General features: G+C 68.1%; 19 protein-coding genes. 6 read left to right on the top strand and 13 right to left on the bottom strand.

Annotation, left to right across the window (positions count from 1 at the left end; all coding sequences use genetic code 11):
- Positions 1-4 precede the first annotated feature (4 nt).
- The 5 genes from pcaD to AVE30378_RS29575 are packed head-to-tail and all read right to left on the bottom strand — an operon-like array spanning position 5 to position 2,802.
- Positions 5-784 carry a 3-oxoadipate enol-lactonase gene (pcaD, locus tag AVE30378_RS29595; protein ID WP_129246364.1) on the bottom strand — a complete coding sequence of 260 codons (780 nt, stop codon included), beginning with the start codon at positions 782-784 and terminating at the stop codon, positions 5-7.
- A 55-nt stretch (positions 785-839) separates the two neighbouring features.
- Entirely contained in the window at positions 840-1,136 is a 297-nt protein-coding gene (locus AVE30378_RS29590; protein WP_129246362.1) for a YciI family protein, read from the bottom strand.
- Between the two features lie 12 nt (positions 1,137-1,148).
- Positions 1,149-1,424: a muconolactone Delta-isomerase gene (gene catC / locus AVE30378_RS29585; protein WP_129246360.1), complete on the bottom strand. Its 276-nt coding sequence runs from the start codon at positions 1,422-1,424 to the stop codon at positions 1,149-1,151.
- A gap of 47 nt (positions 1,425-1,471) precedes the next feature.
- The gene (locus AVE30378_RS29580) at positions 1,472-2,116 is read right to left on the bottom strand and encodes a 3-oxoacid CoA-transferase subunit B (protein ID WP_129246358.1); all 645 of its coding nucleotides are present in this window, start codon (positions 2,114-2,116) and stop codon (positions 1,472-1,474) included.
- Entirely contained in the window at positions 2,113-2,802 is a 690-nt protein-coding gene (locus AVE30378_RS29575) for a 3-oxoacid CoA-transferase subunit A (RefSeq protein ID WP_043546699.1), read from the bottom strand. Before AVE30378_RS29575 ends, AVE30378_RS29580 begins: the two co-directional genes overlap by 4 nt.
- A 191-nt stretch (positions 2,803-2,993) precedes the next feature.
- Here AVE30378_RS29575 and AVE30378_RS29570 point away from each other — a divergent pair, with 191 nt between their 5' ends.
- The gene (locus tag AVE30378_RS29570; RefSeq protein ID WP_129246356.1) at positions 2,994-3,776 is read left to right on the top strand and encodes an IclR family transcriptional regulator; all 783 of its coding nucleotides are present in this window, start codon (positions 2,994-2,996) and stop codon (positions 3,774-3,776) included.
- 47 nt (positions 3,777-3,823) lie between these two features.
- On the opposite strand, the gene AVE30378_RS29565 is transcribed toward AVE30378_RS29570, so the two are convergent.
- The 4 genes from AVE30378_RS29565 to ppc form a co-directional block, all read right to left on the bottom strand.
- A complete protein-coding gene (locus AVE30378_RS29565; protein WP_129246354.1) occupies positions 3,824-4,552 on the bottom strand; it encodes an SDR family NAD(P)-dependent oxidoreductase in 729 nt (242 codons plus the stop codon).
- A gap of 166 nt (positions 4,553-4,718) precedes the next feature.
- Positions 4,719-6,059, bottom strand: coding sequence for a short-chain fatty acid transporter (locus tag AVE30378_RS29560; RefSeq protein ID WP_129246352.1), 1,341 nt, complete (start codon positions 6,057-6,059; stop codon positions 4,719-4,721).
- A gap of 180 nt (positions 6,060-6,239) precedes the next feature.
- Entirely contained in the window at positions 6,240-7,175 is a 936-nt protein-coding gene (locus AVE30378_RS29555; protein ID WP_129246350.1) for a 3-hydroxyacyl-CoA dehydrogenase family protein, read from the bottom strand.
- A 1,087-nt stretch (positions 7,176-8,262) separates the two neighbouring features.
- On the bottom strand, positions 8,263-11,112 hold the full coding sequence (gene ppc, locus AVE30378_RS29550; RefSeq protein WP_129246348.1) for a phosphoenolpyruvate carboxylase: 2,850 nt from the start codon (positions 11,110-11,112) through the stop codon (positions 8,263-8,265).
- A 192-nt stretch (positions 11,113-11,304) separates the two neighbouring features.
- Between ppc and queC the strand changes: the two genes are divergently transcribed.
- The gene (gene queC, locus AVE30378_RS29545) at positions 11,305-12,024 is read left to right on the top strand and encodes a 7-cyano-7-deazaguanine synthase QueC (RefSeq protein ID WP_129246346.1); all 720 of its coding nucleotides are present in this window, start codon (positions 11,305-11,307) and stop codon (positions 12,022-12,024) included.
- Positions 12,025-12,043: 19 nt separating this feature from the next.
- Here queC and AVE30378_RS29540 read toward each other — a convergent pair whose 3' ends face one another.
- Positions 12,044-13,234: an MFS transporter gene (locus AVE30378_RS29540; RefSeq protein ID WP_129246344.1), complete on the bottom strand. Its 1,191-nt coding sequence runs from the start codon at positions 13,232-13,234 to the stop codon at positions 12,044-12,046.
- A complete protein-coding gene (locus AVE30378_RS29535; RefSeq protein WP_129246342.1) occupies positions 13,231-13,776 on the bottom strand; it encodes a GNAT family N-acetyltransferase in 546 nt (181 codons plus the stop codon). The genes AVE30378_RS29540 and AVE30378_RS29535 overlap by 4 nt, the downstream gene beginning before the upstream one ends.
- Positions 13,777-13,880: 104 nt before the next feature.
- On the opposite strand from AVE30378_RS29535, the gene AVE30378_RS29530 reads away from it, so the two are divergent.
- From AVE30378_RS29530 to AVE30378_RS29515, 4 genes are all read left to right on the top strand, one after another.
- Positions 13,881-14,771: a LysR family transcriptional regulator gene (locus AVE30378_RS29530; RefSeq protein ID WP_129246340.1), complete on the top strand. Its 891-nt coding sequence runs from the start codon at positions 13,881-13,883 to the stop codon at positions 14,769-14,771.
- Between the two features lie 96 nt (positions 14,772-14,867).
- On the top strand, positions 14,868-15,695 hold the full coding sequence (locus AVE30378_RS29525) for an AraC family transcriptional regulator (protein ID WP_129246338.1): 828 nt from the start codon (positions 14,868-14,870) through the stop codon (positions 15,693-15,695).
- Between the two features lie 107 nt (positions 15,696-15,802).
- A complete protein-coding gene (gene ilvD / locus AVE30378_RS29520) occupies positions 15,803-17,665 on the top strand; it encodes a dihydroxy-acid dehydratase (protein WP_129246335.1) in 1,863 nt (620 codons plus the stop codon).
- 362 nt (positions 17,666-18,027) lie between these two features.
- Complete coding sequence (locus tag AVE30378_RS29515; protein ID WP_129246333.1) at positions 18,028-18,909, top strand: LysR family transcriptional regulator; 882 nt, start codon at positions 18,028-18,030, stop codon at positions 18,907-18,909.
- 183 nt (positions 18,910-19,092) lie between these two features.
- Here AVE30378_RS29515 and lpdA read toward each other — a convergent pair whose 3' ends face one another.
- Positions 19,093-20,490 carry a dihydrolipoyl dehydrogenase gene (gene lpdA, locus AVE30378_RS29510; RefSeq protein WP_129246331.1) on the bottom strand — a complete coding sequence of 466 codons (1,398 nt, stop codon included), beginning with the start codon at positions 20,488-20,490 and terminating at the stop codon, positions 19,093-19,095.
- Between the two features lie 8 nt (positions 20,491-20,498).
- Positions 20,499-21,205, bottom strand: a 707-nt coding sequence (locus AVE30378_RS29505; RefSeq protein WP_208742455.1) for a 2-oxo acid dehydrogenase subunit E2, incomplete at its 5' end; no start/stop codon positions are given.

Genomic DNA, 21,205 nt, shown 5'->3' with positions numbered 1-21,205 from the left:
CGGGCTACTCCGTCAGGAAGTCGACGACCGCGCGGGTGAAGGCTTCCGGTTGCTCCCAGTTCGAGATGTGGGAGGTGTTCAATTCAAGATAGCGCGCGCCGGGAATGGCGCCGGCCAGTTCGCGGCCTTGCGCGGGCGTGGCGGCCAGGTCGTGCGTGCTGCTGATGACCAGGGTGGGCGCCGAGATCGAGGCCACTTGTTCGCGGAAATCGGCGTCGCGCAGCGCGGCGCAGTTGCTGGAATAGCCGGCGTCCGGGGTGCGGCGCAGCATGTCGATCAGCACCCGGGTCAGGCCCGGCTCCGCGGCGCGGTAGCCGTCGGTGAGCCAGCGCTCGACCAGCGCGGGCGCCATGTTTTCCAGCGTCTGCTCGGCCACCGCGGCGATGCGGGCGCTCCAGCCTTCGGCCGAGCCGATGCGCGCGGCGGTGTTGCACAGGATCAGCTTGCCGATCAGCTCGGGGCGCGCCAGCGCCAGCCACAGGCCGGTGGGGCCGCCCATCGACAGGCCGCAGAAGTGCGCGCGCGCGATGCCCAGGTGCGCGAGCAGTTCCGCGACGTCGTTGCCCAGTTGCTCGAAACTGTACTCGCCCTCGGGGATCGACGATTTGCCGTGGCCGCGGGTGTCGTAGCGCAGCACGCGGAAGTGTTTGCTCAGTTCGGGGATCTGGCGGGCCCACATGTCGGCGCAGGTGCCCAGCGAATTGGAGAGCACCAGCACCGGCGCGTCGGCGGGGCCGTCGATGACGTAGTACAGCCGTGCCTGGCTGAGATCGGCGTAAGACATGGGGGAATTCCTCGGGGATAAGGCAACGGCCGCCCGGAGGCGGCCGCGAACGCGTTTACAGATAGCAGGTGCCGTCGACGTAGGCTTTGCGCCAGCGCGTGATGGTCACGCGGTCGAACAGGTCGGCCTGGGAAAACGGATCGGCATCGATGAACTGCTGCGCGGCTTCGCGCGTGTCCAGGTCGACGATGTACAGGCCGCCGCCGGCGTCCTTGCCGTCATCCTGCAGCTTGGCGCCGCAGGCCAGCAGCAGGCCCTTGTTGGCGTCCAGGAACTCCAGGTGGGCGGCGCGGTGCCGCTGGCGCACTTCCTGGTGGTCGGGCTTGTCGAAGGTTTCGATGATGTACGGCATGGACGGCTCCTGTCAGATGGCGGAGGGGTGGCGCGCCAGCGCCGTGACGTTGATATCCATATACGGGAACAGCGGCAGCGACGACAGCAGCGTGTGCAGCTCGTCGTTGCTGTCGACGTCGAAGATGCTGACGTTGGCGTAGCGGCCGGCCACGCGCCACAGGTTTTTCCACTTGCCGTCGCGCTGAAGCTGCTGCGCCAGGGCCTTTTCGTCGGCCTTCAGCTTGTCGGCGCGCTCGGCGGGCATATCGACGGGCAGATTGACTTGCATTTGAACCATGAACAGCATGAGGTGTCTCCAGTAAGGCCGCCCCGCCTGGCGGCGGGGCGCGGGGGTCAGTTCGAGAATTTCAGGGGCAGGCCGGTCAGCTTCAGAAGCTCGTCGGCGGTGGTGTCGCCGAACATGTCGATGACGGTCACGCCGTCGGCGCGGATGTCGAACACCGCCACGTCCGTGTACACGCGCGACACGCAGCGCACGCCGGTCAGCGGGTAGGTGCAGGCCTCGACCAGCTTGCTCTGGCCTTCGCGGGTTTGCAGTTCCATCATCACGAACACGTCTTTCGCGCCGATGGCCAGATCCATCGCGCCGCCCACCGCGGGGATGGCGTCGGGCGCGCCGGTGTGCCAGTTGGCCAGGTCGCCGTGCTGCGACACCTGGAAGGCGCCCAGCACGCAGATGTCCAGGTGGCCGCCGCGCATCATCGCGAACGAGTCCGCGTGATGGAAGAACGAGCATCCGGGCAGTTCGGTCACGGGCTGCTTGCCGGCGTTGATCAGGTCGTAGTCTTCCTGGCCCTTGGCGGGCGCGGGGCCCATGCCCAGCATGCCGTTTTCGGTATGCAGGATGACTTCGCGGTCGGCCGGCAGGTGGTTGGCGACGAGCGTGGGCAGCCCGATGCCGAGGTTCACGTAGGCGCCTTCGGGGATGTCCTGCGCGACGCGGGCGGCGATCTGGTCGCGGGTCAGTTTGGTGCTCATTGCTGCTCCTTGGCGGCCGGTTGGGCATCGATCTGCACGACGCGCTTGACGAAGATGCCGGGGGTGACGACGGTTTCGGGGTCCAGCTCGCCCAGTTCGACCACTTCGCGCACCTGGGCCACGGCCACGCGCGCGGCGCTGGCCATGATGGGACCGAAGTTGCGGGCCGTCTTGCGGTAGACCAGGTTGCCCCAGCGGTCGCCGCGCTCGGCCTTGATGAGCGCGTAGTCGGCGTGCAGCGGATATTCCAGCACGTACTGGCGGCCGTTGATTTCGCGGGTTTCCTTGCCGTCGGCCAGCGGCGTGCCGTAGCCGGTGGGCGAGAAGAACGCGCCGATGCCGGCGCCGGCGGCGCGGATGCGCTCGGCCAGGTTGCCCTGGGGCACCAGTTCCAGCTCGATCTTGCCGCTGCGGTACAGGCCGTCGAAGATCTGCGAGTCCACCTGGCGCGGGAACGAGCAGATGATCTTGCGCACGCGGTTGGCGCCCAGCAGGGCGGCCAGGCCGGTGGTGCCGTTGCCGGCGTTGTTGTTGATGATGACCAGGTCCTTCGCGCCCTGCTCCAGCAGGGCGTCGATCAGTTCCATGGGCTGGCCGGCCGTGCCGAAGCCGCCGATCATGACGGTGGCGCCGTCGGGTACATCCGCCAGCGCGGCCGCGGCGCTTGCAACAAGCTTAGAGATCATGATGTTTGCTCATAGGTGGCGTGTCATAATTTGTTCTTCACTAGAACTTCCGTTCTGCTGAAGAACATCGTTTCATGGGGATCGGACAGCGTCAAGGCTGCCCGGCGCAGGCCGATTCCCATCGTCTGGCGTTGCCGCGACGGCAACGGATGGCTCGCCGGCGGCGAGCTTTTTTCTCTTGGTGCATACGGATGGCTGAGCAAGAAACCCAGCAACCCAGCGACAGCTACGTGCAGTCCTTCGCTCGCGGCCTGTCCGTGATCCGGGCCTTCGGCCCCGACCGTTCGCAGATGACGCTGTCCGAGGTCGCCGCGGTGACCGGGCTCACGCGGGCCGGTGCCCGCCGCATCCTGCTGACGCTGGAACACCTGGGCTACGTGACCGTCGACGACCGCAAATTCGCCCTGACCCCGCGCATCCTGGAACTGGGCTATGCCTACCTGTCCGGCACGCCGCTGTGGAACCTGGCGCTGCCGTACATGGAAGAGGTGGCCGAGCAAACGCGGGAATCCTGCTCCGTGTCGGTGCTGGAGGGCGCGGACATCGTCTACATCCTGCGCCTGTCCACCCACAAGGTCATGACGATCAACCTGGCCGTGGGCAGCCGCCTGCCGGCCTGGGTGACGTCGATGGGCCGCGTGCTGCTGGCCGGCCTGCCCGACGGCGAGCTGGACCGCGTGCTGGCGATGAGCCAGATCCGGGCCTACACACCGCATACCGTCACTGAAATCGCCGAACTCAAGCGCGTGCTGGCCGGCGTGCGCGCGGACGGCTATGCCTGCGTTGCGCAGGAACTGGAGCCGGGGCTGCAGTCCGTGGCGGTGCCGATCATGGACCGCAGCGGCCGCGTGATCGCCGCGATGAACGTCAGCGGCCATGCCAACCGTTTTTCGCGCGAAGAGATGCTGGCCGCGTTCCTGCCGCCCTTGCGCCGCGCCGCCGACCAGATCAACCACGCCCTGCTGCGCCGCTAGGCGGGGCAGGCAGAGGAGGGCGGAGGACGGCGTGTGCATGGCGGGCCTCAGATGGGCGCGACGCCCAGCGTCGTGCCGCCGCAGACGTACAGCATCTGGCCGGTGACGAAGCCGTTGTCCGGGGACAGGAAGAACATCGCGGCGCGCGCCACGTCTTCCGGCGTGCCCAGGCGCTTGACCACGATGCTGTTGATGATGCGCTCGGTCTGCGGCGCGCCGGCGGGATTGCTCTTGGTGAACAGGTCGGTGGCGATGGGGCCGGGGCCGATGGCGTTGACGGTGATGCCGTCGCCGCCCAGTTCCATGGCCAGCGTGCGCGTCAGGCCCACGAGGCCGGCCTTGGTGGCCGAATAGACCACGCGGTCGGGCTTGCCCAGCGCCGCGCGCGAGGACATATTCACGATGCGGCCGAAGCCGGCTTCGCGCATGGCCGGCAACGCCGCCTGCACCAGGATCAGCGCGGTGCGCAGGTGCAGGTTCACGACGTAGTCCAGGTCCGCCAGCGTGGCCGTGTCCGCCGTGCCCGGGCGCGTGGCCCCGGCATTGTTCACGAGGCCCACGATGTTGTAGGCCGCGGTCACTTCGGCGGCGACTTCCTTGGTGCGCGCCTCATCGGTCAGATCGGCCTGATACGACACCAGCCCGGCCGGCGGATTCTCGGGCAGCCTGTAGTCGATGTTGACGACCTTGTGCCCCGCCTCCAGCAGCATGCGGACGATCGCCGCCCCAATCCCGGCGCTGCCGCCGGTCACGAGATATGCAGTAGGTTTGCTCATATCGATTCCCTATTCCAATTCCAGGCTGTCAACCGCTCACTAGAACACCACCATCCCATATTCGCCTACACCTCCCCCAAGCGGGGACACCGCCAGATCCGGCTCCGCCGGTCTGCAGGTGTCGCCCCCTGGGGGGGCGCGCGCAGCGCGTAGGGGGTGGGCCCCATCAATGCGTCATATAGCCCCAAGCCAGCACAGCGGTGATGTGGATCACGCCGACCCACAGCATCATGATGACGGTATAGCCCATCACGTCGCGCAGCTTCAGCTTGGACAGCGCCAGCGCGGGCAGGATCCAGAAAGGCTGCACCAGGTCGTTCCAGGCGTTGCCCAGCATGACGGCCATGGTGGTCTGGTTCAGCGCGCTGCCGATTTCCTTGGCGGCGTCGATCATGAACGGGCCCTGGATGACCCAGTGGCCGCCCGCCGACGGCGCGAAGAAGTTGATGACGAACGAGCTGATCAGGCCCCAGAACGGCAGGGTCTCGGGCGTGGCGACGTCCACGAAGACCTTGGAAATGGTGGCGACCAGTCCCGACGCGGCCATGATGGCCATGATGCCGGCGTAGAAGGGGTATTGCAGGATGATCCCGGAGATCGTCTTGATGCCCTCGGTCAGCTTGGCCACGTAGGCGGCCGGCGTGCCCAGCAGGATGATGCCCAGGAACAGGATGATGAAGTTGATCAGGTTCAGGTCCAGCGAGCCGCCGTCGATGAAGTGGAAGACCACGTAGGCCACGCCCAGCGCGCCGATCAGCAGGCTCAGGATGCGGCTGTTGTTCAGCTTCGAGGCGATGGTGTTCTTTTCCAGCAGGTCTTCGGCGCCGCCGGCCGGGGCCGTGTCGCGGTCGATGGCCGGGTCCACTTCGACGACCTTCTCGCCTTTCTTCGGGTGCAACCAGGCGTTGAGCAACGGCAGCGTGACGATGATGACCAGGCTGGTGATCAGCATGGGTACCGAGAAGATGGTTTCCGACAGCGGGATGGTGCCCATCTGCTTGGCGGTGGGGTGGTTGGGCGTGGCCACCAGCACGGGGATGCTGGCCGACAGGCCCAGGCCGTACATCGTGAAGCCGCTGTACGCGGCGGCGATGATCAGCGGGTAGTGCACGCCCTTGACCTTCAACGCCAGCTTCTTGGCGACGATGCCGCCGATGACCAGGCCGAAGCCCCAGTTCAGGTAGCTGCCGATGCCGCCGACCAGCGTTGCCACGATGATGGCGGTGTGCGGCTTGTGCACGTGGCTGACGATGCGATTGAGCATGCGGTCGGTGAGCGGGGCGGTGGCCAGCACGTAGCCCATCGCCAGGATCACGGCCATCTGGGTGGTGAAGGCCAGCAGGCTCCAGAAGCCGTTGCCCCAGGCGCGGGTGATGTCGCCGATGCCTTTGCCCTCGACGCCCATGGCCAGAAGCACGGTAAGCAAGGTCAGCGCGATCGCGAAGACGAAGGGATCGGGCAGATACTTGCGCATCAGCTCCGTGAAGAATGAAGCCAGTTTATTCATGGTGCCTCCAACAAACTCCGGTAAGGCCAGGTTTTCTCGTGTCTTGCGCCGCCCGGCGCCGGGTGTCGGCGGGGGCGGGTGGGACGATAGGTTTTCTTTGTGTGGTTGGGCTCGTGGCCCGATGGCGGCGGTGGCGGAAAGCCCCGCGCCTTATGTAGTGAATACTTGCCGGCGCGGCCGTCAGGAGCCGCCGGCCTTGCCGTTGAGCCAGGCCGCCAGTTCGCCGAGCGCGGCGCTCTTTTCGCGCAGCACGCGCTCGCGGCGCTCGGGGCTCCAGGTGTAGAAGCCCTGGCCGCTCTTGGCGCCGATCTGCCCGCTTTCGACCTTGCTTTTCAGGAGGTCCGAGGGCTCGGTGCGGTTTTCGAGATCTTTGTAGAGATAGCTGGCGATCGCGTAGTGCACGTCGATGCCGTTCATGTCGCGCTGTTCCAGCGGGCCCGACAGGGCCAGGCGGATGCCGAGGCTCCACTTGACCACTTCGTCGATGTCCTCGGCGCTGGCGACGCCTTTTTCAAGCAGCGAAATGGCTTCGCGGGCCAGGGCGTGCTGGATGCGGTTGGCGATGAAGCCGGGGATGTCCTGGCGCACCAGCACCGGCCGCTTGCCGGCGAACCGCAGCGTGGCCATCACGCGGGCCACGGTGTCTTCGGAGGTGGCGTCGTTGCGCACGACTTCCACCAGTGGGATGACGTCGGCGGGGGTGAAGAAGTGGGTGCCCACGAAGCGGTCGCGCCGCACGACGGCGCTGGCGATGGCGTTGATGGACAGGCCCGAGGTATTGGTGGCGAAGAGGGTGGGCGCGGGGCAGAGGGAGTCGAGCTTGGCGAAAATGCCGCGCTTGAGCTCCAGGTTTTCCGGCACGGCCTCGATGACCAGGTCGCTGTTGCAGGCCGTTTCCAGCCCGGGCGCGACCTGAATGCGCTGCATCGCTTCCTGGACCCGGCCGGGGGCGTAGACGTTCAACTGGCGGTCTATCGTCTGGAGCGCGCGTTCCAGGGCGCCTTCCATCGGGTCGATCAGGACGACGTTCAATCCCTTCGAGGCGAACAGCGCGGCGATGCCGCTGCCCATGGCGCCTGCGCCGACGATGGCGAGATTCTTGAGGGGAGTATCCATGATGGTTCGCTCGGTGCTGACATGCCGGGCTTGCGGGCGGGCACGTGCGGAACCAGGATGCTTTCTGTCTCTTCCGGTGTGCCTTCCTGTGCGCCAGGCCAGAAAAATCGTTTTGTTCTATATGCGAACATTTGTGCGTATATAGAATTTCTGAAAGAGATAGTACTAAAAGTCGCGGGGGGCGGACAAATCGAAGATTTTGGGTGTTCGTCTGGTGGACGCGGGGGCAGGTGTCCGCAGGGGCAGGTGTCAGACACCCGTACGAGACGACGCGGCGGCCCAATGGGATCTGCCTGGGTGTCTGACACCCAGGTAGGAAGCCGCTATTGCTCTTGGGGGTGTCAGACACCCGGGAGGCATCGGAGCAGCATGAAGTGCGTCTCGTACGGGTGTCAGACACTTACCTAGAGGGCAGGTGTCCGCAGAAGTAAGTGTCAGACACCCATACGAGACGGCGCGACGGCCCAATGGGATCTACCCGGGTGTCTGACACCCAGGTAGGAAGCCGCTATTGCTCTTTGGGGTGTCAGACACCCATACGAGACGACGCGACGGCCCAATGGGATCTGCCCGGGTGTCTGACACCCAGATAGGAAGCCGCTATTGCTCTTTGGGGTGTCAGACACCCGGGAGGCATCGAAGCAGCATGAAGTGCGTCTCGTACGGGTGTCAGACACTTACCTAGGGGCAGGTGTCAGACACCCATACGAGACGGCGCGGCGGCCCAATGGGATCTGCCCGGGTGTCTGACACCCAGGTGGGAAGCCACTATTGCTCTTGGGGGTGTCAGACACCCGGGAGGCATCGGAGCAGCATGAAGTGCGTCTCGTACGGGTGTCTGACACTTACCTAGGGGCAGGTGTCAGACACTTACCTTTGAACCTGCATACGAGACGACGCGGCGGCCCAATGGGACCTATCTGGGTGTCTGACACCCAGGTAGGAAGCCGCTATTGCTCTTTGGGGTGTCAGACACCCGGGAGGCATCGGAGCAGCATGAAGTGCGTCTCGTACGGGTGTCAGACACTTACCTAGGGGCAGGTGTCAGACACTTACCTTTGAACCTGAGACCCCCGATCCGGCCGCCTCAGCCCGAGTTGCGCAGCCCGGCCGCGATGCCGTTGATCGTGAGGTGGATGGCGCGCTGCACGCGCTTGTCGATCTCGGCCCGCGGGTTCTTCTGCGCGGCGCGGTGGCGGCGGATCAGTTCGATCTGCAGGTAGTTCAGCGGGTCGATGTAGGCGAAGCGTTCACGCAGCGAGGCTTGCAGCGTGGGGTTATCGGCCAGCAGCTCGCGCTGGGTCAGCAGCTTGAGCATGGCGAGCGTGCGGCCGTGCTCGGCGCTGATGGCGCCGAAGATGCGTTCGCGCAGGCCGCGCTGCGGCACCAGTTGCGCATAGCGCGCCGCGATCGCCAGGTCGGACTTGGCCAGCACCATTTCCATGTTGGAGAGCAGGGTGCGGAAGGCGGGCCAGTCGCGCGCCATTTCGCGCAGTTGCGCCAGGCGGCCGCGGCGCGAGCGCGGCGCGTCGGGCGCGCCGGTTTCCAGATAGGCCTCGATGGCCGATCCCATGCCGTACCAGCCGGTCAGCATCAGCCGGCATTGCGCCCAGGAAAAGCCCCAGGGAATGGCGCGCAGGTCTTCGATGCGCTGGCCCTTCTTGCGCGACGCGGGGCGGGAACCGATGTTCAGCCCCGCGATTTCGCTGATGGGCGTGGCGGCGAAGAAGTAGTCGGCGAAGCCCGGCGTGTCGTAGACCAGGCCGCGGTAGGTGAGTTGCGCGGTATCCGACATGAAGGACATGGCCGGGCCGTGGTGGGCCATGTGCGCGTCTTCGGCGCTGGTGGCCTCGGCGCGCGCCGCCAGGCTGGATTCCAGCGTGGCGGCGACCAGCAGTTCCAGGTGCCAGCGGCCGACCTCGGCGTCCTTGTACTTGCTCTGGATGACTTCGCCCTGTTCGGTCAGCCGGATCTGGCCGGCGACCGTGCCCGGAGGCTGCGCCAGGATGGCGTCGAAGCTGGAGCCGCCGCCGCGCCCCACCGAGCCGCCGCGGCCGTGGAACAGGCGCAGCCGCACGTGGCGGGCCGAGAACACGTCGACCAGCGCGCGTTCGGCCTGGTAGAGCGACCAGTTGGACGTCAGGAAGCCGCCGTCCTTGTTGCTGTCGGAATAGCCCAGCATGACTTCCTGCGCGCCGTTCTGCGCCTGCTTCACGCGCTGGCGGATTTCGGGCAGGTCGAGCCAGGCGGCCATGATGTCGGCGCCGCGCTGGAGGTCGGGGATGGTTTCGAAGAGCGGCACCACCATCAGGCCGTCCTCGGGGGGAATGTCCTGGCCGGCCGGGGCGATGAGGCCCGCTTCTTTTTGCAGCACCATGACTTCCAGCAGGTCGCTCAGCGTCTCGGTGTGCGACACGATGGTCTGGCGCACCGCCTGCTTGCCGTAGCGGGCCCGGCCGGCGGCGGCGGCCCGCAGCACGGCCAGTTCCCGCGTGGTCTCTTCGCTGTAGGCGATCCAGGGCGAGGCCAGCGGGCGGGCCTGCGACAGTTCGGCGCGCAGCAGCGCCACGCGTTCGTCTTCGTTCAGCGCCAGGTAGTCCAGCGGCTTGCCCGCGTGCTGCACGCCGGCGCGCGAGAACAGTTCGGCCAGGGCGCGCTCGTGCACGTCGGAGCTCTGGCGCAGGTCTACCGTGGCCAGGTGGAAGCCGAACACTTCCACCGCCTGCTGCAGGCCGGCCAGCCGCAGCTTGCCTATCGGCGAGCCATGGTGGGCGGCGAGCGACGCGGCGATGGTGGCGAGGTCGGCCGACAGTTCCCGCGGCGTGTCGTAAGGGGGCGCGGCGACGGTGCTGCGCCGCGCCAGGTCCTGGCCGGTGAGGCGCTGCGCCGTGGCGGCCAGGCGGGCGTACACGCCGACCAGCGCGCGGCGGTAGGGTTCGTCGCGCCGGTGCGGCGAGTCGTCGCCGCTGGCCTCGGCCAGCGCCAGCAGCTCGGCGTCCACCGCGATCAGCAAAGTGGTGATGGACAGCTCCGCGCCCAGCGCGTGCACTTCCTGCAGATAGTGTTCGAACAGCACGGTGGCCTGGCGCAGCAGCGCGCGTTCCAGGGTGCCGGCGTCCACGTTCGGATTGCCGTCGCGGTCGCCGCCGATCCAGCTACCCATGCGCAGGAAGGGTTCCAGCGGCGGGGGCGGGGCGGCGAAGGGCTTGGCGGACTCGCGGTTCAGCAGCCTGGACAGGTCACCGTACAGGCGTGGAATGACCTGGAGGAAGGTGCTGCGGTAATACGACAGCGCGTTCTCGATTTCGTCGGCCACCGTGAGCCGCGTATAGCGCAGCATGCGGGTCTGCCACAGCGTGGCCACGCGGCCCAGCAGCGACGCGTCCAGGTCGGCCCGTTCTTCCGGCGTGAGCGGGCCTTCGCGCTGCGTCAGCCCTGCGGCGATTTCGCGGTGCACGTCCAGCGTGCTCTTGCGCTGCACTTCGGTGGGATGCGCGGTCAGCACCGGCATCACGCAGGCGTCGGCCAGCAGGCGGCGGATGCGCGCCACGCCCACGCCGTGGCGGCCCAGCGTCTGCACCGCTTCGCGCAGGCTGCCGCGCGCCGGGGCGTCGTCGGCGATCGCGCGGGCGCGCTGGCGGCGGTTCTGGTCGCGGTCGTCGGCGATGTTGGCCAGGTGCAGGAAGTAGCTGAAGGCGCGGGCGACCGAGTTGGGGTCGCTGTCCTGCAGACGCTTGACGCGCTGCTCCAGCAGTTTGCCGTCGGCGTCGTTGCCTTCGCGGCGGAACTTCACGGCGGTGCGGCGCAGGGTCTCGATGGTGTCGAAGACGCGCTTGCCTTCGCATTCTTCGATGACGGTTCCCAGTAACCGGCCTAACAGCCGGATGTCGTGACGCAAGGGTTCTGCTGAATCGGACTGCTGGCGCATGGCATTCATCGGGCGGGGATCCGTCGGGCTGCTGGAGGCAAAGGGTTGAAGAAGGGGCGTTGCTGGTAAACCGGAAATGAAACCTCGTCGATTTTACGCAGCCTTCCTTACGGGAAAGCGCCGGGGCTGCGTTAAAGTTCGCTAAGGGCCTGTTTACGCCAAAACAAGTCCCGGCCTCTTCATTTCTCCTTAAGCCCCTTTATGCAAAACCATCAACGTCGCGCGCTCGTGCTGTTTTCGGGCGGCCAGGATTCCACCACCTGCCTGGCCTGGGCGCTGGACCGCTATGCCCATGTGGAAACCGTGGCGTTCGATTACGGGCAGCGCCATCGTATCGAATTGTCCGCGCGCCTGAACGTCTTGCGCGACATCCGCGGCAATTTCCCGGACTGGGCGCCGCGCCTGGGCGAAGACCACCTGCTGGACCTGAAGGTGCTGGGCCAGGTGGGCCACACGGCCATGACCAGCGACCGCGCCATCGAGATGCAGGCCAACGGCCTGCCCAACACCTTCGTGCCCGGCCGCAACCTGCTGTTCCTGACCCTGGCCGCCGCGCTGGGCTACCGCCGCCAGTTGGACGTGCTGGTGGGCGGCATGTGCGAAACGGATTTCTCCGGCTACCCCGACTGCCGCGACGACACCATCAAGGCGCAGCAGGTGGCGCTGGGCCTGGGCCTGGGGTCCCGGGTCACGATCGAGACGCCGCTGATGTGGATCGACAAGTCGGAAACCTGGGCGCTGGCGCACCAGTTGGGCGGCGACGCCCTGGTCGAGACCATCGTCGAAGAAAGCCACACCTGCTACCTGGGCGAACGCGGCGCGCGGCACGACTGGGGGTACGGCTGCGGCGAATGCCCGGCCTGCAAACTGCGCAAGATCGGCTGGGAAAAATGGGTGGTCGCTTCCGCCGCGGAAGGTTGAACCGCGGCGCGGCGGACGGTCAGGCGGAGGCCGCGCGCACCCGCCCGATGAATTTCCACCGCAGCGCCAGCGCGGCCGCGCAGATGGCCGCCGCCAGGCCCACCGACACCGCCATCGCGCCGCGCGCGCCATGGCTTTCCACCAGGTAGGCATAGGCCACCGGCGCGGCGGCCGTCAGCAGGAAGCTGGGGATCAGCAGGGCGCCGACGAGCGTGCCGTAGCTGCGGAAGTCGAAGAGCGCCAGCGGCAAGGTGCCGCGGGTGATGGTCAAGAGGCCGTTGCACGCGCCATACAGCAGCGCGTAGGCCGCGGTGGCGTACAGGTTGCCGCCGGACAGCAGCGCCAAAAGGAAGCACAGGGGCAGCGTCGTCCCGACCGCCAGCGTCAGGGTCAGCGGATGCAGGCGCGAACCCAGCGCCACGTCGGCCAGCCGGGCGGCGAACTGGCCCACGCCCCACAGCGCCGCGACGCCGACGGCGGCGGCCGCGGCCAGTCCCAGGCCGGACAGCAGCGAGATCAGGTGCGCCGCATTGCCGGCCGCCAGGAAGTTGGTCAGCATGGCGATCGCCGCGTACAGCACGCCCGCCAGGCGGCGCTCGGCGGGGCCGCGGGCCAGGCCCGTGGAGGCCCTGTCCTTGCCGCCGGCGGGGGCGGCGTAGCGCTCGCGCGGCAGCGCCAGGTACAGCGGCAGCGTGGCCAGCGCCAGGCCGCCGTAGGCCAGCACCGCGCCGCGCCAGCCCAGCCAGCCGGCCAGCGCATGGCCCACCGGCCACATCACCGTGGACGCCAGGCCGCCGAGCAGCGTGATCTGCGACATGGGCCTGCGCGCCGTGGGGCCGGCGGCGCGCGCCAGGGACGCGAACGCCGCGTCGTACAGGCAGAGCCGCATGCCGATGCCCAGCAGGATCCACGCCAGGTAATACAGGGGAAGGCCGCGCGCGGCCGCCAGGACCGCGCAACCCAGCGCGGCGATCACCGTGCCGGCGGGCATGACGCGGTGCCCGCCCCAGCGGTCCACCGCCATGCCGGCCAGCGGCGACACCATGGCCATCACCACGATGGCGGCCGAGAAACCGCCGTAGACGGCGGCGGCGTTCCAGCCCAGGTCGGCCGCCATGGCCGGGCCCAGGGCGCCGATCAGGTAGAACGTGACGCCCCAGCCGATCAGTTGCGTCAGGCCCAGGCAGACGATGGCGCGGGGCGCGATCACGGCCGCTGCGGCGGCGTGGCGTCGCCCTCGCCCAGCGCGCGCTGCATCAGTACGGTGTCGCGCCATTCGCCGTGTTTGTGCCCCACCGACCGCAGCGTGCCGGCGGGGTGGAAACCCTGGCTGGCGTGCAGCGCCAGCGAGGCGGCGTTGCGGCTGTCGCCCACCACGGCCAGCATCTGCCGCCAGCCCGCCGCGGTGCAGCGGGCGATCAGCTCGGCCAGCAGCCTGCCGCCGATGCCCAGCCCGGCGCGGCCCGCCTTCACGTACACCGAATCCTCGACCGTGTGGCGGTAGGCCGGGCGCGGGCGGTAAGGCGTGACGTAGGCGTATCCCACGATTTCGCCGGCAATCTCGGCCACCAGGTGGGGCATTTCCTTTTCCAGCACCGCGGCGCGGCGCTGGCGCATTTCCTCGATGGACGGCGGTTCCAGTTCGAAGGAAGCCGTGCCGTGCTGCACGTGGTGGGCGTAGATGGCCTTGATGGCGGGAAGATCGGCCGGGGCGCTGTCGCGGATGAGGACGGTGGGGGCGGTGGAAGGCATGGAAGAAACGGGGAAACGAAGAGCCCCCAGTGTCGCGCAAGCTTATGTATTAATAAAGCTTTGGTCTATTATGATTTTCATAAGAAAAACTTTGGGTAGATGCGATGCGCGGTCTCAACCTGGATCAGTTGCGCACCTTCGCGCAGGTGATCGAACTGGGCAGTTTTTCCGCCGCCGCGGAACGGGGCGGGGTGACGCAGCCCGCCGTCAGCCTGCAGATCCGCCAACTGGAGCGGCGCTTCGGCCTCAAGCTGGTGGAGCGCGTGGGCCGCCGCGCCGGCCCCACCGCGGCCGGCGCGGAACTGCTGGCGCACGTCCGCGTCATCGATGCCGCGCTGGCGCAGGCCGAGCTTGCCATGACCGCGCACGCATCCCAGGTGTCCGGCCGCATCAGGCTGGGCACCGGGGCCACCGCCTGCACCTACCTGCTGCCGCCGCTGCTGGCCGACCTGAAGCGCCGCTTCCCGGCCCTGGACATCGTGGCCAGCACCGGCAACACGGCCGACATGCTGCGCGGGCTGGAGAACAACGCGCTGGACATCGGGCTGGTCACCCTGCCGGCGCCGGGGCGCATGTTCCAGGTGACGCCGGTGCTGGAAGACGAGTTCGTGGCGATCTTTCCGGCGCGCGATCCGGCCGCCATTCCGGCCGCCGCCACCCCGCAGGCGCTGGCGCGGCTGCCGCTGGTGCTGTTCGAACCCGGCGCGCGCACGCGGCGGCTGGTGGACGACTGGTTCGAGGCGGCGGGCGTGGCCGCCAAGCCCGTCATGGAACTGGGCAGCACCGAAGCCATGAAGGAAATCGTCGGAGCCGGCCTGGGCTGCGCCGTGCTGCCCAGGCTGTCGGTATCGGGCGCGGGCGCGCGCCCGGCGCTCGCGGTCCGGCCGCTGGCGCCGCGCCTGTCGCGCAGCCTGGCCATCGTCCTGCGCAGGGATAAGCCGCTGAGCCGGGGCCTGCGGCATCTGCAGGAGGCGCTGCTGGCGTTGCGTGGGTAAGCGGCCGCGGGCGGCGCCTGCCCGGCCCGGGTTGCCGGGCAGGATCGGTACACTGGAGCGACCGTTCAACGCCATCTCGGACCGAATCGTCGCAAAATGGGCATCCCCGCTTCCGCCGCGCCCACCCGCGGGCCTCATAAACCCGCAGACCTGGATCTGTTCCCGTACGAGTCCTCGCGGCGTCCCGTCGCCGGGCTGGCCGTCGATTACGAAGACGGCCACCGCATCCGCCGCCATCGCCACCGCCGCGCCCAGTTGGTCTACGCCATATCGGGCGTCATGGTGGTGGATACGCCCGCGGGGATCTGGGTGGTGCCGCCCACGCGCGGGGTCTGGGTGCCGGCCTGGATGCCGCACGGCATCCGCATGAGCGGCGAACCGCGCATGCGCACCGTGTTCGTCGAGCCGGGCGCGGCCGCGCACTTGCCCGCGGAATGCTGCGTGCTGTCCATTTCCCCGCTGCTGCGCGAACTGATGGCCGCGGCCGCCGAGGTGCCGCTGGACTGGGCGCCGGATACGCGCGACGGGCGCCTGATGATGCTGTTGCTGGACGAACTGCGCCAGGAACCCGTGCTGCCCCTGCATCTGCCGCAGCCCGCCGAGCCGCGCCTGGCGCGCATCTGCCGCGCCATCGTGCGCCATCCGGAACGCCAGGACGGCGCGGCCGATTGGGCGCGCGAGCTGGGCGTGGACCCGAAAACGGTGCATCGCCTGTTCCTGCGCCATACCGGCATGACGTTCGGCCGCTGGCGCCAGCAGGCGCGCCTGCTGGCGGCCATGGAGCGCCTGGCTCGCGGCGAGCGCGTGCTGGAAGTGGCGCTGGACCTGGGCTATGAAAGCCCGAGCGCGTTCGCGGCCATGTTCCGCAAGGCGGTGGGCGAGCCGCCCAGCGCGTTCGCGGCCCGCGGCATGGCGTCCGCCTGACGGCCGCGGAGGCCTCCCGGGCGCGGCCGGCAAGCGGCGGGGCCTGGAACCAGCGTATTATTTACCGTTTTGCCGCCCACGCTAACAGAACCAGCCCGAGACAAATCATGCCGCACTACCGTTCCCGCACCTCGACCCACGGCCGCAACATGGCCGGCGCCCGCGCCTTGTGGCGCGCCACCGGCATGAAGGACGGCGATTTTGGCAAACCGATTATCGCGGTGGTGAACTCGTTCACACAGTTCGTGCCGGGACACGTGCACCTGCGCGACCTGGGCGCGCTGGTCGCCCGCGAAATCGAAGCCGCCGGCGGCGTCGCCAAGGAATTCAACACCATCGCCGTGGACGACGGCATCGCCATGGGCCATGGCGGCATGCTGTATTCGCTGCCGTCGCGCGAACTGATCGCCGATTCGGTCGAATACATGGTCAACGCGCATTGCGCCGACGCCATGGTCTGCATCTCGAACTGCGACAAGATCACCCCGGGGATGCTGATGGCCGCGATGCGCCTGAACATCCCGGTCGTGTTCGTGTCCGGCGGCCCGATGGAAGCGGGCAAGGTCAAGTCGCCCACCGACGGCCAGGTCATCGCCAAGATCGACCTGATCGACGCCATGATCAAGGCCGCCGACCCCAACGTGTCGGACGCCGACGTCGCCGAGGTCGAACGCAGCGCCTGCCCGACCTGCGGCTCCTGTTCCGGCATGTTCACCGCCAATTCGATGAACTGTCTGACCGAAGCCATCGGCCTGGCGCTGCCGGGCAACGGCACCATCGTGGCCACGCACGCCTGGCGCCGCGGCCTGTTCGAGCAGGCCGGCCGCCTAGTCGTCGACCTGTGCCGCCGCTATTACCAGGAAGAGGACGAATCGGTCCTGCCCCGCAACATCGCCACCAAGAGCGCGTTCCAGAACGCCATGGCGCTGGACGTGGCCATGGGCGGCTCCACCAACACCGTGCTGCACCTGCTGGCCGCGGCGCAGGAAGCCGGCGTGGACTTCACCATGGCCGACATCGACCGCATTTCGCGCAAGGTGCCATGCCTGTGCAAGGCGGCGCCCGCCACCGACAAGTACCACATCGAAGACGTGCACCGCGCCGGCGGCATCCTGGGCATCCTGGGCGAACTGGCGCGCGCGGACCTGCTGGACCTGTCCTGCGGCAACGTGCACAGCGGCACGCTGGGCAACGCCATCCAGAAATGGGACGTGGCCGGCGGCGCGGGCGAGGACGCGCAGAAGTTCTACCGCGCGGCCCCCGGCGGCATCCCGACCACGGTGGCCTTCAGCCAGGACGCGACCTTCCTGACCCTGGACACCGACCGCAAGACGGGCTGCATCCGCAGCAAGGAAAACGCCTACTCCAAGGACGGCGGCCTGGCCGTGCTGTACGGCAACCTGGCTGAAAAGGGCTGCATCGTGAAGACGGCCGGCGTGGACGAATCGCAATGGGTCTTCACCGGCCGCGCGCGCGTCTTCGAAAGCCAGGACGACGCCGTGGAAGGCATCCTGGGCGACAAGATCGTGGCCGGCGACGTGGTGGTGATCCGCTACGAAGGCCCCAAGGGCGGCCCGGGCATGCAGGAAATGCTGTATCCCACGTCCTACCTGAAGTCCAAGGGCCTGGGCAAGACCTGCGCCCTGTTCACCGACGGCCGCTTCTCGGGCGGCTCTTCGGGCCTGGTGATCGGTCACGCTTCGCCGGAAGCGGCCGAAGGCGGCACGATCGGCCTGGTGGAAGAGGGCGACGTGATCGAGATCGACATTCCGAACCGCAAGATGCACCTGGCCGTTTCCGACGAGGAACTGGCGCGCCGCCGCGCTGCGATGGACGCGCGCGCCGACGGCTGGGAGCCCGTGGGCCGCGAGCGCGTGGTGTCGCAGGCCTTGCAGGCTTATGCGGCCCTGGCCACGTCGGCGGATCGCGGAGCGGTGCGGGATTTGGCGCAGTTGAAGCAGAAGCGTTGATTTACTGATTCGCGTGTGAAGAAACGGCGCCTTCTTGGGGCGCCGTTTTTTTTGCGAAGGAGGCTTCGTAGGCCACCCGTCGGGGCGGACGGCGGGATGCCCGTACCCATGGTTGGTAGCCGGGTTTGCGAGGCCCGCCCTTTGCAGAATCAGGGCTTCGCCATGCTTTTGGGGGACGGTGATGGATGGTGCGCCCCATCCATCCAGCAGCGGGGTTAAAGTGGCGATTGGTATTTTTTGTCGCAGTGCGCGGCGGCGGAGTGCTTTGGTCAGGTGTCTGACACCCGTACGAGATGCTGCGCAAGTGGCCGCCCATGCCTCCCGGGTGTCAGACACCCAAAAAGCAACAGGAGCCGATCCTTATGTCCTTGAACTCTGACGCCTTGCGGCTATTCCTCGGGGTCGTGGACGCCGGGTCGCTGAGCGCGGCCGCGGAAGTGCTGGGGCATACCGCCTCGGGCGTCAGCCGGGGGCTGTCGCGGCTGGAAGAGGACCTGGGCGTTACGCTGCTGAACCGGACCACCCGGCGCATGGATCTGACCGAAGAAGGCAAGCACTTTCTGCCCAAGGCGCGGCAGATCGTGGCGTCGCTGGAAGAGGCGGAAGAATGCATGCGCCTGGTGCACCAGCGGCCGGCGGGGCGATTGCGCGTGGACGCGTCGGTGCCGGTGATGCTGCATTGCGTGGTGCCGCACGTGGGGGATTTCCGGGCGCAGTATCCCGAGATCACGCTGGAACTGACCAGCAACGACCGCATCGTGGATCTGATGGAACACCGCACCGACGTCGCATTGCGCATGGGGCCGCTGACGGATTCCACCTTGCATGCGCGGCCCTTGCGCCCGTCGCCGCGCTGGATGATGGCCAGCCCGGATTACATCGCGCGGCGCGGGGCGCCGGAGACGGTGGAGGACCTGGCGGGGCATGAGGTGCTGGGGTTCACGCATCCCGAAAGCCTGAATGTGTGGCCATTGCGGCATGCGGGCGGATCGAGCTACGTGGCCACGCCGACGCTGGCGACCTCCAGCGGGGAAACGCAGCGGCAACTGGCGCTGCGCGGGGTGGGCATTGCCTGCCTGTCGGACTTCGTGGTGCGCGAAGACATCGCGGCCGGGCGGCTGGTGAAGGTGATGGAGGGGGTATACAGCGACTACCTGCAACCCATGCATGCCGTGTACCACCGCAATACGCAGCTATCGCGGCGCATTGCGTGTTTTCTGGACTTCTACGCCGGAAGGATCTGAGGCGCAACGGTAGCCGGGTCAACGATATTTGGGTGTCTGACACCCATGGGGGGCGCAACGATACCTGGGTGTCTGACACCCCTGAGACGCCGGCTCCGCTTGAAGCCGGACTCCCTGGGGTGTCAGACACCTTGGCCACGCACGGGTGTCAGACACCTTGGCCGGACACCCGGATATCGCACCCTAAGCGTGCAGCGCCCGCCCGAACGCCGACAGCACCGATTCGTGCAGGGTCTCCGACAAGGTCGGATGGGCGAACACGGTGTGCATCAGGTCTTCCTCGGTCGCTTCCAGCGAGGCGGCCACGCCATATCCCGTGATCAGCTCGGACGCTTCCGGATGGATGATGTGCGCGCCCAGCAGTTCGCCGGACTTGGCGTCGAACACGGTCTTGACCAGGCCCTGGTCTTCGCCCATCGCAATCGCCTTGCCGTTGCCGGCGAAGGTGAATCTGCCGACGCGGATTTCGCCGCCCGTCTGCCTGGCGTGCTCGCGGGCGCGCGCCTCGGTCATGCCGATGCTGGCCACCTGCGGATAGGAATAGGTGCAGGCGGGGATGCGCAGCGGGTCGATGGGATGCGCGGGCTTGCCGGCGATCGCCTCCACGCACAGCACAGCTTCGTGGCTGGCCTTGTGCGCCAGCCAGGGCGCGCCGGCGACGTCGCCGATGGCGTAGACGCCGGGCTCGTCCGTCCGGCACAGGCCGTCGGTGACGATGTGGGTCTTTTCCACCTTGACGCGGGTCCGCTCCAGGCCGAGGTTTTCCACGTTGCCCACGATGCCGGCGGCGACGATGACGCGCTCGACTTCCAGTTCGCTTTGTTTTCCTTGCTGGTCCAGCACGACCTTCACGCCCGTGGCGGTCGGCGACGAGGCTTTCACCGCGCATTGCGTCAGCACGCGGATGCCCTGCTTCTCGAAGGCCTTGCGGGCCAGTTGCGAGATCTCGGCATCCTCTTGCGGAAGGATCTCGGCGGCCATGTCGATCAGCGTGACTTCCGAGTCCACTGCGCGGTAGAAGCTGGCGAATTCCGCGCCGATGGCGCCCGCGCCCACCACCAGCAGCGATTTCGGGATTTCGGCGGGCACCAGGGCCTGGCGGTAGGCCCAGATGCGTTCGCCCACGGGCAGCGCCGGCAGTTCGCGGGCGCGCGCGCCGGTGGCCAGGACGATGTGCGGGGCCGACAGCGTGGTGCCGTTGTCCAGCGCCAGTTTGCCCGCGCCCGCCAGCCTGGCGCTGGCGGCGTACACCGTCACGCCGTTCTTCTTCATCAGGTGCACCACGCCCTGGCCCAGGCGGCCGGCCACCTTGCGCGAGCGCGCCACCATGGCGGCCAGGTCGGGCCGGGCCTCGCCCGCGCCCGCGACGCCGTAGTGCGCGGCTTCGCGGCAGGCGCGCAGCACTGTCGCGCTGTGCAGCAGGGCCTTGGTCGGGATGCAGCCCCAGTTCAGGCAGATGCCGCCCAGCTCCGAACGCTCCACCAGCGCCACCGACAGGCCCAACTGGGCGCCGCGGATGGCGGCCACGTAGCCGCCGGGGCCGCCGCCCACCACGATGAGGTCAAACGCAGTCTTGGTCATGGCGGGGCTCACAGCAGGATGCGCACGGGGTTTTCGATCAGCTTGCGGAATGCCGCCAGCCAGCGCGCGCCCACGGCCCCGTCCACCACGCGGTGATCGGCCGACAGGGTCACGGTCATGACGGAAGCCACGGCCAGCGCGCCGTTCTCGTCCACGACGGGGCGGCGCTCGGCCGCGCCCACCGCCAGGATGGCGGCCTGCGGCGGGTTGATGATGGCCGCGAACTGGCCGATGCCGTACATGCCCAGGTTGCTGACCGTCAGCGAGCCACCGGTGAATTCCTCGGGCTTGAGGCGGTTGATCCTGGCGCGTCCGGCCAGCTCGGCGATCTCGCCGGCGATGGCGGACAGCGGCGTCACATCGGCGTCTCGCACGATGGGCGTGACCAGTCCGCCGTCGGTCGCGACCGCCACGGAAATGTCGGCGCCGGCATGGTATTCGACGGCGTCCTCGTGCCAGCTCGCGTTGACCTCGGGCACTTCGCGCAGGGCCAGCGCGGCGGCGCGCACGATGAAGTCGTTGACCGAGAGCTTCACCGCGCCGCCCTGGTTGGCCTGCGCGCGCAGCGCGAGCAGCGCGTCCATCCTGCAATCCACCGTCAGGTAGAAGTGCGGCACGTTCTGCTTGCTTTCGGTCAGGCGGCGGGCGATGGCGCGGCGCATGCCGGTGTGCGGCACGCGCCGCGCGGCGGGACGGCCGGCCAGGGGCGCCGCCG

It is taken from the genome of Achromobacter veterisilvae, from assembly GCF_900496975.1.
GTDB lineage: Bacteria > Pseudomonadota > Gammaproteobacteria > Burkholderiales > Burkholderiaceae_B > Achromobacter > Achromobacter veterisilvae.
This window is presented reverse-complemented; position numbering and strand designations above follow the sequence as displayed.

Bases quoted from the DNA above. Each gene is read 5' to 3' on its own strand.
- pcaD (WP_129246364.1), bottom strand. From the start codon at position 784: ATGTCTTACGCCGATCTCAGCCAGGCACGGCTGTACTACGTCATCGAC.
- AVE30378_RS29590 (WP_129246362.1), bottom strand. From the start codon at position 1,136: ATGCCGTACATCATCGAAACCTTCGACAAGCCCGACCACCAGGAAGTG.
- catC (WP_129246360.1), bottom strand. From the start codon at position 1,424: ATGCTGTTCATGGTTCAAATGCAAGTCAATCTGCCCGTCGATATGCCC.
- AVE30378_RS29580 (WP_129246358.1), bottom strand. From the start codon at position 2,116: ATGAGCACCAAACTGACCCGCGACCAGATCGCCGCCCGCGTCGCGCAG.
- AVE30378_RS29575 (WP_043546699.1), bottom strand. From the start codon at position 2,802: ATGATCTCTAAGCTTGTTGCAAGCGCCGCGGCCGCGCTGGCGGATGTA.
- AVE30378_RS29570 (WP_129246356.1), top strand. From the start codon at position 2,994: ATGGCTGAGCAAGAAACCCAGCAACCCAGCGACAGCTACGTGCAGTCC.
- AVE30378_RS29565 (WP_129246354.1), bottom strand. From the start codon at position 4,552: ATGAGCAAACCTACTGCATATCTCGTGACCGGCGGCAGCGCCGGGATT.
- AVE30378_RS29560 (WP_129246352.1), bottom strand. From the start codon at position 6,059: ATGAATAAACTGGCTTCATTCTTCACGGAGCTGATGCGCAAGTATCTG.
- AVE30378_RS29555 (WP_129246350.1), bottom strand. From the start codon at position 7,175: ATGGATACTCCCCTCAAGAATCTCGCCATCGTCGGCGCAGGCGCCATG.
- ppc (WP_129246348.1), bottom strand. From the start codon at position 11,112: ATGAATGCCATGCGCCAGCAGTCCGATTCAGCAGAACCCTTGCGTCAC.
- queC (WP_129246346.1), top strand. From the start codon at position 11,305: ATGCAAAACCATCAACGTCGCGCGCTCGTGCTGTTTTCGGGCGGCCAG.
- AVE30378_RS29535 (WP_129246342.1), bottom strand. From the start codon at position 13,776: ATGCCTTCCACCGCCCCCACCGTCCTCATCCGCGACAGCGCCCCGGCC.
- AVE30378_RS29530 (WP_129246340.1), top strand. From the start codon at position 13,881: ATGCGCGGTCTCAACCTGGATCAGTTGCGCACCTTCGCGCAGGTGATC.
- AVE30378_RS29525 (WP_129246338.1), top strand. From the start codon at position 14,868: ATGGGCATCCCCGCTTCCGCCGCGCCCACCCGCGGGCCTCATAAACCC.
- ilvD (WP_129246335.1), top strand. From the start codon at position 15,803: ATGCCGCACTACCGTTCCCGCACCTCGACCCACGGCCGCAACATGGCC.
- AVE30378_RS29515 (WP_129246333.1), top strand. From the start codon at position 18,028: ATGTCCTTGAACTCTGACGCCTTGCGGCTATTCCTCGGGGTCGTGGAC.
- lpdA (WP_129246331.1), bottom strand. From the start codon at position 20,490: ATGACCAAGACTGCGTTTGACCTCATCGTGGTGGGCGGCGGCCCCGGC.